The organism is Pseudomonas sp. ACN5, from assembly GCF_002303975.1.
In the GTDB taxonomy this organism is placed as follows: Bacteria; Pseudomonadota; Gammaproteobacteria; order Pseudomonadales; family Pseudomonadaceae; genus Aquipseudomonas; species Aquipseudomonas laurylsulfatiphila.
The window spans coordinates 204,751-217,394 of sequence record NZ_MRCP01000014.1 but is presented as its reverse complement, the minus strand read 5'-3'; the positions used below and the strand labels follow the sequence as shown (position 1 = coordinate 217,394).

At 60.3% G+C, this 12,644-nt stretch carries 9 protein-coding genes and 1 pseudogene; 1 reads left to right on the top strand and 9 read right to left on the bottom strand.

Annotation, left to right across the window (positions count from 1 at the left end; all coding sequences use genetic code 11):
* Positions 1 to 77 precede the first annotated feature (77 nt).
* The 9 genes and pseudogenes from BSF40_RS24225 to BSF40_RS24190 all read right to left on the bottom strand — a co-directional run bounded on the left by BSF40_RS24225 (position 78) and on the right by BSF40_RS24190 (position 10,361).
* A complete protein-coding gene (locus tag BSF40_RS24225) occupies positions 78 to 1,502 on the bottom strand; it encodes an amino acid permease (RefSeq protein WP_095967102.1) in 1,425 nt (474 codons plus the stop codon).
* Between the two features lie 208 nt (positions 1,503 to 1,710).
* Positions 1,711 to 3,966: an ATP-binding protein gene (locus BSF40_RS24220; protein WP_095967101.1), complete on the bottom strand. Its 2,256-nt coding sequence runs from the start codon at positions 3,964 to 3,966 to the stop codon at positions 1,711 to 1,713.
* Positions 3,963 to 4,736 (bottom strand): ABC transporter substrate-binding protein, encoded by a 774-nt coding sequence (locus tag BSF40_RS24215; RefSeq protein WP_095967100.1) that lies wholly within the window; start codon positions 4,734 to 4,736, stop codon positions 3,963 to 3,965. The genes BSF40_RS24220 and BSF40_RS24215 overlap by 4 nt, the downstream gene beginning before the upstream one ends.
* Before the next feature lie 5 nt (positions 4,737 to 4,741).
* A pseudogene (locus BSF40_RS24210) lies at positions 4,742 to 5,011 on the bottom strand (winged helix-turn-helix domain-containing protein); the annotation flags it as partial.
* 522 nt (positions 5,012 to 5,533) lie between these two features.
* The gene (locus BSF40_RS32245) at positions 5,534 to 6,484 is read right to left on the bottom strand and encodes a hypothetical protein (protein ID WP_141249790.1); all 951 of its coding nucleotides are present in this window, start codon (positions 6,482 to 6,484) and stop codon (positions 5,534 to 5,536) included.
* A gap of 290 nt (positions 6,485 to 6,774) precedes the next feature.
* Positions 6,775 to 7,491, bottom strand: a complete 717-nt coding sequence (locus tag BSF40_RS24205; protein WP_095967099.1) for a response regulator — start codon at positions 7,489 to 7,491, stop codon at positions 6,775 to 6,777.
* Between the two features lie 92 nt (positions 7,492 to 7,583).
* Positions 7,584 to 8,231, bottom strand: a complete 648-nt coding sequence (locus tag BSF40_RS24200; protein WP_095967098.1) for a TetR family transcriptional regulator C-terminal domain-containing protein — start codon at positions 8,229 to 8,231, stop codon at positions 7,584 to 7,586.
* A 217-nt stretch (positions 8,232 to 8,448) separates the two neighbouring features.
* Entirely contained in the window at positions 8,449 to 9,237 is a 789-nt protein-coding gene (locus BSF40_RS24195; RefSeq protein ID WP_095967097.1) for a class II aldolase/adducin family protein, read from the bottom strand.
* 74 nt (positions 9,238 to 9,311) lie between these two features.
* Complete coding sequence (locus BSF40_RS24190) at positions 9,312 to 10,361, bottom strand: ABC transporter substrate-binding protein (protein WP_095967096.1); 1,050 nt, start codon at positions 10,359 to 10,361, stop codon at positions 9,312 to 9,314.
* Between the two features lie 317 nt (positions 10,362 to 10,678).
* Between BSF40_RS24190 and BSF40_RS24180 the strand changes: the two genes are divergently transcribed.
* Complete coding sequence (locus BSF40_RS24180) at positions 10,679 to 12,640, top strand: FAD-dependent oxidoreductase (RefSeq protein ID WP_095967094.1); 1,962 nt, start codon at positions 10,679 to 10,681, stop codon at positions 12,638 to 12,640.
* The last annotated feature ends 4 nt before the right edge of the window (positions 12,641 to 12,644 follow it).

Here is a 12,644-nt window from a genome sequence, read left to right as displayed (position 1 = left end):
ACATTGATGGTGACTGACACTCCGCTTTCGCGAGCAAGCCCGCTCCCACAGGGGGGGGAAGTGTTTAGTTCGAGGTATCAGGCAGTCGGCAAGCTCGGTGCCAGCACGCCCTGACGCTTGCGATGAATCAGGAAGTACGCGCCATAGCACAGCGCAATGAAGCCAAAGCCCCAATACAGCGACGGACGCTGGGTTTCATCCAGGGCCAGGAACACGAACAGCGAGCAGCACAGCGTGATGCACATCAGCGGCAATACCGGGAACCACGGTGCGCGGTACTTCAGGTCGCTGAGTTTGCCGCCGTCACGCAGGTACGCCTTGCGGAACTTGTATTGCGCCAGGGCGATGACGATCCAGGTCACGGTGCCGGACATGCCGCTCACCGCCATCAGCACCATGAACAAGGTGTCGGCGGCAACGAAGCTGGTCATCAGCGATACCAGCGCGAAGCACAAGGTGATGCTCAGGGCACGCAACGGCACGCCACGCTTGCTCAAGGGCGACAGGCTTTTCGGTGCCATGCCGGTTTTCGACATCGCCCACAGGATGCGCGTCGAGGCATAGAGGCCGGAGTTGCCCACCGACAGGATCGCGGTGAGGATCACGAAGTTCATCAGGTCGGCGGCGTAGGGAATGCCAACCATGTCGAACACCTGCACGAACGGGCTTTCCATCAGGCCGGCCTGCTGCCAGGGCACGATGGCCGACAGCACGATGATCGCCAGCACGTAGAAAATCAGCACGCGGAACACCACGTTACGCACGGCCCGGGGAATGCTCTTTTCCGGCTGGTCGGTTTCACCGGCGGCCACGCCCATGATCTCGCACCCCTGGAACGCGTAGACCACGGTCATCATCACCGCGAACACGGCGGACAGACCGTTGGGGAACAACGAATCGCCGATCAGGTTGGTCGCCATCGGTGCCGGTGCGCCGCTGCTCAGGGGCATCACGCCGAAGATCACCAGCACACCGACCACGATGAAACCGAGAATGGCCGCGACCTTGATCCCCGAGAACCAGTATTCGGCTTCACCGAAAGCGCGGGTGGCCAGGGCATTGATGCCGAACAGCACCACCACGAACAGCGCCGACCAGTACCAGATCGGCACTTGCGGAAACCAGCGGGTCATCAGCATGCCGGCGGCGGTGAATTCCAGGCCGACGGTGGTGGCCCAGCTCATCCAGTACACCCAGCCGATCATGAACCCGGTGGCCGGGCCGATGTACTTGGTGGCGTGGGTCTGGAACGAACCGGACACCGGCATCTGCACCGACAGTTCACCCAGGCAGACCATCACCAGGTACATCAGGAAACCCGCGACCAGATAAGCCAGGATCGCCCCCACCGGGCCGCCCTGGTTGATGGTCACGCCGGAGCCCATGAACAGCCCGGTGCCGATGACGCCGCCCAGGGACAGCATGAAGATGTGCCGGCTCTTGAGAGCGCGGGTCAGCTGTATGCCTTTTTGATGGGTGCTGCGATCAGTGTTTTCGTTCATCTCGGCACCTCAGCAGTCAGTGAGGAGCGCAGCGCGCGACAGGACGTCACGGCGCAGGGAGGGATCAGCTTTACGGCAATTCATTATTATTATCTCCAATAAGCTTCGAAGACCGCGCTGCGGCGGTTGCGTCGATTATTGGAAAGCCATGTAAGTTCGCGTTGACCGTAAAGATCGAAGTTGTACAAAGTCGTAACAAATTTGTACGTCAGCTCTGCAACAGGCCTTTGAGGGTATCGAGCGAGTGCTGCAATTGCTCATCCAGCGCCGGGTTCATACGCTGGATGTCCGACTCATCGTTGGCCAACGCCAGGGTTTCCAGCGTCCTCAAGGTGCTGGCCAGGGCCCTGAAACCCAGGGAATCGCAGCTGCCGGCCAGACGGTGCGCCAGTTGCGCGACCTCTGTGCAGTCAGCGGCGGCCATGGCTTCATGCAGCGCATCGCGGTGCTGCAGGATCGAATCGCGCAGCACCGCCAGCAGGCCCTGGACCTTTTGCTCACCGAGCAAGGTGCGATGGGTCTGCAACAGCGGCCAGTCCATCGCTTCATCGCTCATCAGCGCCCCGGCGAAGTGAGTACGCCCTTCCAGCACCTGGCGCAGGTTTTCCAGCTTCAAGGGCTTGGCCAGGACACCGTCCATGCCGGCCTCCAGATAACTGCGCACCAGTGCCGGTTGCACGCTGGCGGTCAGGGCGAAAATGCGCGTATGGCGGTTCGGCCCGTCGCTGTGACGGATCTGCCGGCATAACTCGACACCGCTGATGCCCGGCAGATGCACGTCCAGCAACAGCAAATCGAAAACCTGCGTTGTGCAGTGTTGCAGCGCCTGCTCCGCGTCTTCGGCGAGCCACACCCGGTGGCCGTCGCGCTGCAGCAACCCCTTGGCCACTTCGCGGTTGAGCGCCACGTCTTCGACCACCAGGATATCCAGTGCCGGCCCCGCCGCCAGAACCGGCGGGGCCTCTGCCACGCCGCTGGCCGGCTGCAGGGACAGCTCGAACCAGAAACAACTGCCGCGCCCCTCTTCGCTGTCCACACCGATGCAGCCGCCCATCTGCTCCACCAGGTGTTTGCAGATCGCCAATCCCAACCCGGTGCCGCCAAAACGTTGCGCGACTTCTTCGCTGGCCTGGGTGAAACGCTCGAAAATCTTCGCCTGCATCGCCGGGGCAATGCCGATGCCGTCGTCAGTGACACTGACCCGCAGCCGCTGTCCCACTTGTTCGCCGGTTTCGCCGAGAAGCGCCACCTGGACACTGACTTCGCCGCCCTCGGTGAACTTGATCGCGTTGGCCAACAGGTTGCTCAGCACCTGGCGCAGGAATTGCTCGGCGCCGTGGTGATGGTCGGCAATCCGCTGGTCGACCCGGCAACTGAGGATCGTGTCGTTGTTCAAGGCTCGCGGCTCCAGCAGCGTCAGCACCTCGTCGAGCAACTGGCGCAGCGAGAAATCCACCGGCTCGGGATGGCTGACGCCCTCCTCCAGCTTGGCGAAATACAGCACTTCGTTAAGGATCGTCAGCAAGCCTTCGCCGGCCTTGTGCAAGGCATCCAGGCGTTTGCCGTCCTGGGCATCCAGGCGCGCGCCGCGCAGCAATTCGGCCATGCCGAGGATGCCGTTGAGGGGCGTGCGCAGTTCGTGGCTCATGGTCGCCAGGAACCGCGACTTGGCAAGGTTGGCCGCTTCCGCTTCATCCTTGGCGCGCATCAGGCTGGCGGTGCGGCGCTCGACCATTTTCAGCAGCTCGTCGCGGTTGTCCTGCAAGGCCAGGCGATCGCTTTCCCGGCGCTCGATGTCGTGCAGGATCGCCCGGCGCATATCGTCCAGGGCATGGGCCACGGTGTCGATTTCGTCGCTGCCGCGGCGCTTGTCCAGTTGCAGGGGTTCCTGCCATTCACCGGCGGCGATGCGCCGGGCGAACTCGGCCATGACTTTCAGGTGTCGGGTCACCAGGCGATAAAACAAGCCCGACAACGCCACGGCCAGACCGCAGAGAAACACCGCCATCCACAACAGGCTGGTCAAACCGGTGGCGTACAGACGCTGGTACACCGCGCCCAGATCGGTGCTGACTTCCAGTTCACCCAGGTTACGCAACGGGCCGGACGGCGGCTGATAGTCCAGGGCAAAGCGCTCGATGCGCAGCGGCCCGACCGGCTCGGGATTGCCCTGTATCAGGTCGAAATCGGCGCTGGTCAAGTGCACCCGCGCGACGTCGGAGAAGTCCACCAGCCCGCGCAACTGCACGTTCAGCTGCTCCTGGTTCAAGTCCCACAGGCTGCGTTCCAGGCTGGCCAGGTAGCCGGCGCGGATCAGTTCCATGCGCGAATCGATGTCGCGCATTTCCCGTCGATACTCGATGTACAGTTGCACGCTGCTGGCCAGCACGGTGAAGCACAGGCTGAACAACAGAATGAACAGCAACAGGCGCCGCAACAGTCCACCGGGACGCGCGCGAATCATTGCGCATCCGCCGGCAGGTTGATCATGTCGCGGTAGGTCACTTCGCTTTGATTGAGCCAGCGTTCGATATCGCCGGCATCGACCATGCGCTGCAATTGCGCGTTGATCTCGGGCATGCGATTGGCCAAGGGCGAGCGCCGCGACACGGCAACCCGCAGATAGTCCACGCTCAAGGCTTTGGGCAAGGCGACGATGTCCTGGCCGCCGGGCAGGTTTTCCACGTACAACTGGCCGGTGCGCCGCTCCTGGGTGATGAAGTCGATGCGCCCGCGAATCAGCTTGCCGAAGTTCTGGTGGCTGTCGGACACCCATTCGATGTTGTTGTTGCGCGCGACCATGCGATCGAACTCCACACCGTAGCTTTCGCCGAACAACAGGCCGCCACGGTAATGGGCCAGGTCATCCAGTTGCTCGAATTTCACCGGGTGTTGACGGTTGATGAACAGCGCCACTTCTTCACGCAATACCGGCACCGTCGAGAACAGCATGCTCTGCTCCCGTTGCGCGGTGCTGTAGGCCAGCACCACATCGACCCGACCTTCGGCGGCGTCCAGCAGGCAGCGTTTCCAGTTGCCCAGCACGACCATCTCGACTTCGTACCCCAACTGACCGAACAGGTTTTTCACCACGCTCGGCGCCAGGCCACGCACCTGTTTGCCATCGCTCCAGGAGACCGGCGGGTACACCGGGTAATCGCAATAGCGAACCTTGTCCGCCGCAACGCCCTGGCCGGCCACCAGCAGCGCCAGCAGGCAAAGCCATCGCGCCATCCGGTTCAGGCCGCTACGCCGGCGGTGAACAGGTAACCGGCGCCGTGAATGGTGATGATCAACTGCGGTTCGGCCGGATCGTCGTGCAGTTTGCGACGCAGGCGCCCGACCAGCACGTCGATGGAGCGGTCGTTGGGCACCCATTCGCGGTTGCGGATCTGGCTGAGGGTGTGGCCGCTGTTGCGCAGGAACACGCTGAGCAACTGGTATTCGCCGTGGGTCAGCAGGGTTTCGTTGCCCGATGGATCGATCAGGCGACGGCGGTCGGTGTCCAGCGAATTGCTCTGGACGGGGTGATTGAGGGTGTTCCCCGCAGCGACTGCTTCGACCAAACCGAGCAGAGAACAGTGAGTAGTCATGCGAGCCCTCGAATTAGTGTGATTGGTCAGAGGTGATGTGTCTGAGGTCAGACTAAGCACGCGTTCAGAAAAGTGGGAGATGGTGTCGACTGAAACAGCTTAAAGCAAACTATCTACTGTGCTCATGGTTTTTTTGTGAAAGATGGATTTGGAGACGATCGCGCTGTTACAACTATGAACAACTGGAGACACGCTCATACTACAACACACAACCTCGTATGAACCAGGCTTGCCGGCGAAGGTGATCTCAAGAGCGCTTTCGCCGGCAGCCTGGCTCATACAGGTTATTACCCATAGGGAATGTGCTTGATGTTCAGAGCCGAACCTTCGGCAAGCTCGGCGCCAACACGCCTTCGCGCTTACGATGGGTTGGAGAACTCCAAGGCAGATTGGCAGCAATAACTATCGTGCCCAATATGCCTGTACTCGTTTTTTACATCAGGACTTTGGAGAAAGAAGCATATACCCTCTGCTCTCTCCGGTTGTACCGGGACGCTTCATTGAATCATACAGCTCTGCCAAGGGCACCCAAGGATCATCGCCATATTTATAATTTGCATGTTCAACAAGATGAAGATAACAACGACCTTCCTCATCAACCCTCATTTTGTCAACGTATGTAAAATGCCCAGTATTTTTACTAGTAAAGTGGGGTGCATATTGATCTAGAGGCTGCTCGACCTTTCCCAATTGATACAACTGCGCCCCACCAAAGTTCACGATCAACCTCTTCCCATCTAACTGATTTAACTGTTTTGCAAAATCCTCAAAAGAGGTGTTGGGAACTGGAAAATATTCCGCGCCCCATGAGATACCACAACCATCAAGGAGGCGACCACCAATGTTTGTTAATTGCTGTAGACTGAAGCCATCCGTAAATACATGTGCTCGCTCTTCATCGGTTAAGAACCCAATGGCAAAATCCAACTTGTCGACAACAGTTGCCTGCGCGATAAAATTCGGCGCCAATAGATCATGCACAGCAGCTAAAAAAGAAGTGAGATGGCAAGTCCTGGGCGTTGGTTGCGTGTAGCTCAGGGCTGTGACAGAGTTACCACTTGATAGATCCACCTCATACGCTGAGGGCTCTATTGCGAACTGCAGGGCTTTTTCATTTTCAAGTTGGTAAAGCGCTCTGCGTATTTCATTAAACACTGCTGGCTGAGCTCTCCAAAGCGTCCCTGCCCCGCTATTTTTTGCGGATGCAAAGTTCGAGTTATCAATGGCTATACTGGGTAACGACTTTGACTTTGATAATGGTGCGAAGCCCTTACTGGCATTCGAAGCCGATACGAGTTCTCGAGAAATAACACCAGGCACTTCGGTAGATGAGAGCTTTGATGAATCAACAGCAGGAAGCTTAACTGTAGAATTAAATGCTATGGGCATTATATCTCCTGAAACAGGTTGTTTTGCTTTTTTGTACAGGCGTAGACGCTGGCGCCCTCGCATTAACACATGAACCATCTAACGAGTCTTCAAAGCATTTCATAACATTTCGAAATCCTGCTAATGACTCAGACAGTTTTTCCATGCACAACAATAAGTTAGCGCAACCTGCTGCATGAAGCTCCTGAAAGAAAATTACATTTTATTGCATCAACAAAAACCAAGTGCACGCGTGACATCTGTAGTTATATGTGGCTAGTTTTGATAGGCCTGTAGTACGCCAATGAAAATCACGCCGCCACGCCGGCGGTGAACAGGTAACCGGCGCCGTGAATGGTGATGATCAACTGCGGTTCGGCCGGATCGTCGTGCAATTTGCGACGCAGGCGTCCGACCAGCACGTCGATGGAACGGTCGTTGGGCACCCATTCGCGGTTGCGGATCTGGTCCATCAATTGATCGCGGCTGAGGGTGTGGCCGCTGTTGCGCAGGAACACGCTGAGCAACTGGTATTCGCCGTGGGTCAGCAGGGTTTCGTTGCCCGATGGATCGATCAGGCGACGGCGGTCGGTGTCCAGTGCCCAATCGGCGAACTGCTTGACCGGTTTGGCCTGCGCAACGGCTGGCTGTGGTATCTGCGCATGACGTACCCGGCGAATCAGGTTTTTCGCCCGGGACACCAGTTCCCTTGGATTGAGGGGTTTGATCACATAGTCATCGGCGCCGCATTCGAGGCCGACGATGCGGTCGATTTCATCGTTACGCCCGGTGATCAGGATGATCCCGACCTCCGAACGCACCCGTAGCTCGCGGGTCAGGGTCAGACCGTCCTTGCCCGGCAGGCGGATGTCGAGCATCACCAGGTCGACGGACTGGCTGGCGAGGAAGGTTTCAGCCAGTTCCGCCGTGGCGGCGCAATGGACGTCGTAGCCTTCCTGGGACAGGTAGGCATGCAGCAGATCGCGAATCAGCGGATCGTCATCGACGATCAGTACCCGAGGAGTCATCGCTTGGTGTCCGGCTCAGGCCCGAAGGCCAGTTTCTTATTAGAGTGTTTTCCCGCATCGGCGCCAGAGAGTATCCAGTGTTGAACAACTGATCAACAGTCGCTCGTCTGCACGCAAAAGCGCTGGCGTCCACCGGCCCGCAAACCATCGACCCAGGCCTCGCAAATCTGGATGCCCTGTTCCGGGGTAAAGGTCCCGGGGTTCAGCCCGGACTCCAGCCACAGGCCGTCGAGCAAGGCGCTGAGGCTGATGGCGGCAAGGTCGGCGTCGAAGTTTTCCCACCCCTCCTCCTGGGCCAATTCCGCCAGCACCTTGCGCAGGATGGCGCGATACTCGCCATAGGAATGATCGTGGGCCTTGTTGATCGCCTCGGCGGTTTTCACCGCGCCCCAGAACGCCAGCCAGGCATCGATCAGTTGCGGATCGAGCAGTTCAGCGGAAAACGAACCGCGGAAAAACGCCGACAAACGCTCCCGGGCATTCGGTGCGGCCTGCTCCATGGCGTCGCGCAGCAGGGTCATGACCCGCCCGGTGATTGCCATGTAGGCCTCGGCCACCAGTTCATCCTTGCCGGAATAGTGATGGCTGATCAGTCCCACCGAGACCCCGGCCTCGGCGGATATCTTGCGGATCGACGCACCCTGGAAGCCGTGACGCTTGAGGCACACCAGCGTCGCCTCGATCAGGTTGGCTTTGCGCAGCTCCGGTTCCATGCGGGAAAAACGGGCTTCCTGGTTCATGGGCGACACGCTCCTTGGTTCAATCGTTTGGGCCGGCGCGGGTTGGCGGCGGGCTGAACGACTGTACAGCAAGAGTGGGCCTTGTCTCCAGTCAGATGGACCGCGGCGCCTGCTTCGCGAGCAAGCCCGCTCCCACAGGGTTTTGCGTACGGTGCAAATCTCCTGTGGGAGCGGGCTTGCTCGCGAAGAGGCCAGTTCAAACAACATAGGGTCTGGATCAGTCCCGATACCCCGGCGCCACCCGATCCAGCATCCGCAACAACGCCGCCCAGGCCAGTTGCATGGCATCCGGATCGTTCAACTCGCCTTCCTCCAACGGCCGCCCCGGATCATTGAACTGCCGCTCGGTATGCGCGCAGACCTCATGCGACGGCAGAACAACTTCACCGGCCGCTTGCGCGGCCAACTGGATTTCACAGGCCTTTTCCAGGTAGTACATGCGCAGGAACGCCTCGCTCACCGTTTCGCCCACGGTCAGCAACCCGTGGTTGCGCAGCATCAGGACCGATTTGTCGCCCAGGTCCGCCACCAGCCGTTGTTGCTCGCTCAGGTCCAGCGCCACCCCTTCGTAGTCGTGATAGGCAACCCGGCCGTAGAACTCCATGGAAATCTGATTGACCGGCAACAACCCGCACTTCAACGCCGCCACCGCACACCCGGACTTGGTGTGGGTGTGCAGCACGCACTGCGCATCTTCACGGGCGCCATGAATGGCGCTGTGGATCACGAAACCCGCCGGGTTGACCGGGTATGGCGATGGCTCCACAGCGTGGCCATCGAGGTCGATTTTCACCAGGTTGGACGCGGTGATTTCGTCGAACATCAGCCCGTAGGGGTTGATCAGAAAGTGATGCTCCGGCCCCGGAATGCGCACCGAGATGTGGGTGAAGATCAGGTCGGTCATGCGAAAGTGCGCAATCAGGCGGTAGCAGGCCGCCAGTTCCTCACGCAGGCGCTGCTCGGTGGCGCTGCGCTCAGGGGCCAGGTGGCTGGCGATTTTATTCATTGTCGTGGTTCTCCAGGCTGATCGGCTGGGCAGACAGTAAGGCTGGACGCTTGCACACGTCCAGCCACGCGCATTTATTTACTGGCCCAGGCGTTGAAGCGCTCTTCCAGCTCTTCGCCATGATCGACCCAGAAGCCGACGTTCATCGCCAGCGCGCCCTTGAGGTTCTGCGGCGCCGTAGGCACCCATTGCGCCAGTTTGTCGTCCAGCCGTGCGGCGGCCTGGATGTTGGTCGGGCCGTAGGGGATCTGCTGCACGTAGTTGACCTGGGCGTCCGGCTGATTGGCAAAGGCGATGAAGCGCTTGGCCTGGTCCACGTGCCTGGAGCCTTTGATGATCGCCCAGTAGTCCATGCCGTATAGGCTGCCGGGCCAGACCAGGCCGAGGTGACTGCCTTTCTGCGCGGCGTCGGCGATGCGTCCGCTGTAGGTCGAGGTCATCACCACATCGCCGGCGGTCAGCCACTGCGGCGGTTGCGCGCCGGCCTCCCACCACTGGATGTAAGGCTTGAGTTCAGTGAGTTTGGCGAATGCCCGGTCCACGCCTTGCGGGGTACCGAGTACTGTATAGACGTCTTCGGTTTTCACGCCGTCCGCGAGCAAGGCGAACTCCAGGTTGTACACCGCGCGTTTACGCATCCCGCGCTTGCCGGGGGTTTTCTTCACGTCCCAGAAGTCTGCCCAGGAGGTCGGGGCCTGGGCCAGTTTGTCGGTGTCGTAGGCAATCGCCACGCTCCACACCAGTGCGGCGGAACCGCATTCCTGTGCTGCTTCGGGGATCAACTGGTCGGCGTGACCCAGGCGGGTCCAGTCCAGGCGCTCGTACATGCCTTCCTCGCAGCCGCGCATCAGGTCGGGGCCTTCGATCTGCACCACGTCCCAGTCGACGTTGCCGGTGTCGACCATCACTTTGATCTTGGCCATCTCGCCGTTGTATTCGCTCTGGATCACCTTGCTTTGATCCACGGCGGCGAAGGGTTGAAACAACGCCACGTCCTGGGCTTTTTGTCCGGCTCCGCCGTATCCGACCACCACCATGTCCGATGCTGCCTGAGCGCTGCCCAGGCCCATGGCCATGGACAACACCAAGGGATAAAAACCGTGCTTGAGCGTGTGCGATTTCATCAAGGGTTCCTCTTGCAGGTGCTGCCCGGACAGAGGCCGGCGCAGCCCTTTTTTATTGTTGTGAGGTACGGCCCGGGAGCGGGCTCGAAATGAAATTACTCCACGCCGCAGTAAAAAAACAAGTTGATTTTTTACTGAAGGTAAATTTCTATAGCGCAATAATAACAACGCACAAAACCTGCTGCCTCTGTAGGAGCGAGCTTGCTCGCGATGGACGTCAACGATAACGCTGGGTACCTGACACCCCGCGGCGTTCTCGGGTCCATCGCGAGCAAGCTCGCTCCTACACAGGTCAGCCTGCCTGGAGTACCTGCACCATGCCGACCTCGACACCTGCCTTCGCGCACCTGTTCGAACCCCTGGAAATCCGTGGCAAGCGCCTGAAAAACCGCATCATGTCCAGCGGTCACGACACCTCGATGCCCACCGACAATCTGGTCAATGAACAACTGATCGCCTACCACCGGGCACGTGCCGAAGGCGGTGCCGGGCTGATCGTGCTGCAAGTGGCCGGTGTGCACGACAGTGCGCGCTACACCTCCCATGTGCTGATGGCCACCGACGATGCGTGCATCGAGGGTTATCGCAAACTGGCGCAAACCTGCCACGCCCACGGCACCCTGGTGTTGTCCCAGGTGTTCCATCCGGGTCGGGAGATCATGGAGTCCAGCGATGGCCTGCTGGCGGTGGCCTACTCCGCATCTTCAGTGCCCAACGAACGTTTCCGGGTGATGCCCCGCGCACTCGATCAGGCCATGATCGATGAAATCGTTGCCGGTTATGCCGCTGCCGCAAGCCGCCTGCATCAGGCCGGGATCGATGGCGTCGAAGTGGTTGCCAGCCATGGTTACCTGCCGGCGCAATTCATCAATCCGCGGGTCAACCGGCGCACCGATGGTTACAACGGAGATTTGGAACAGCGCTTGCGTTTCCTGCGCGAAGTCATCGAAGCCGTGCGTGCGGCGACCGACGAGCAGTTCATCATCGGCCTGCGCATCTCTGCCGACGAGCGCGACCCCGAAGGCCTGACCGAAGACGAATCCCTGGCCGCCGTGCAGTCACTGCAAGCGCAGCTCGATTACGTGCACATCGTCGCCGGGACTTCGGCCTCTCTGGGCGGCGCGGTGCATATCGTGCCACCCATGGCGATCGAAGCGGCGTACCTGGCCAAGGAAGCCGGGACGTTCAAGGCCGGTTTGAACATTCCGCTGTTCGTCACCGGGCGCATCAACCAGCCCCAGGAAGCCGAGCTGATTCTGGCTCGCGGCCAGGCCGATGTCTGCGGCATGACCCGGGCGTTGATCTGCGATCCGCAGATGCCCAACAAGACCGACACCGGCCGCGTCGAAGACGTGCGCGCGTGCATTGCCTGTAACCAGGCGTGCATCGGGCACTTCCACAAGGGCTTGCCGATTTCCTGCATCCAGCACCCGGAAACCGGTCGCGAGCTGATCTTCGGCGAACGCCAACAAGCGCCACAACGCAAACGCATCATGATCGCCGGCGGTGGCCCGGCCGGGATGAAAGCCGCCACCGTCGCGGCCCAACGCGGCCATGAGGTGACGTTGTACGAAGCCAGCTCGCAACTGGGCGGCCAGGTGTTGCTCGCGCAGTTGCTGCCACGGCGCAGTGAGTTTGGCGGCGCCAGCACCAACCTGCAGCGGGAAATGCAGCTGGCCGGCGTGCGCGTGCTGCGCAACACGCGGGTCGACCGGGCACTGGTGGAGCAGGAAAAACCGGACATGGTGATCGTCGCCACCGGTGCCGAGCCCTACTGGCCAAGCTTCGAGCGTGGCGGTGAATTGCAGGTGGTGGACGCCTGGCAGGTGTTGCGCGACGAGGTACGGATCGGCCGTTCGGTGGTGGTGGTCGACTGGCGCTGCGACTGGATCGGCCCCGGCATCGCCGAGCGCCTGGTTCGTGCCGGGCATCAGGTGCAACTGGCGGTCAACGGCACCCACTGCGGGGAAAACCTGCCGCTGTACGTGCGCGATCAACTGGCCGGCGAGCTGCATAAACTGGGCGTGCCGATCACGCCGTACGCGCGGCTGTATGGCTGCGATGACAACACGGTCTACCTGCAACACACCGCCAGCGGCGAGCCGATGCTGATGGAGAACATCGATACGCTGGTGCTGTGCCAGGGTCATCAACCAGTGGATACGTTGGGCGCCGAGTTGCAAGGGCTGGTGGAGTTTCGCCGCATCGGCGACTGCCTGGCGCCGCGCACCGCCGAAGAAGCGATTTATGAAGGCCTGAAAGTCGCGTGGGAGCTTTAAGGCT

Coding starts and splice junctions, on each gene's coding strand:
- BSF40_RS24190 (WP_095967096.1), bottom strand. CDS start 10,361: ATGAAATCGCACACGCTCAAGCACGGTTTTTATCCCTTGGTGTTGTCC.
- BSF40_RS24180 (WP_095967094.1), top strand. CDS start 10,679: ATGCCGACCTCGACACCTGCCTTCGCGCACCTGTTCGAACCCCTGGAA.
- BSF40_RS24195 (WP_095967097.1), bottom strand. CDS start 9,237: ATGAATAAAATCGCCAGCCACCTGGCCCCTGAGCGCAGCGCCACCGAG.
- BSF40_RS24215 (WP_095967100.1), bottom strand. CDS start 4,736: ATGGCGCGATGGCTTTGCCTGCTGGCGCTGCTGGTGGCCGGCCAGGGC.
- BSF40_RS24200 (WP_095967098.1), bottom strand. CDS start 8,231: ATGAACCAGGAAGCCCGTTTTTCCCGCATGGAACCGGAGCTGCGCAAA.
- BSF40_RS24205 (WP_095967099.1), bottom strand. CDS start 7,491: ATGACTCCTCGGGTACTGATCGTCGATGACGATCCGCTGATTCGCGAT.
- BSF40_RS24225 (WP_095967102.1), bottom strand. CDS start 1,502: ATGAACGAAAACACTGATCGCAGCACCCATCAAAAAGGCATACAGCTG.
- BSF40_RS24220 (WP_095967101.1), bottom strand. CDS start 3,966: ATGATTCGCGCGCGTCCCGGTGGACTGTTGCGGCGCCTGTTGCTGTTC.
- BSF40_RS32245 (WP_141249790.1), bottom strand. CDS start 6,484: ATGCCCATAGCATTTAATTCTACAGTTAAGCTTCCTGCTGTTGATTCA.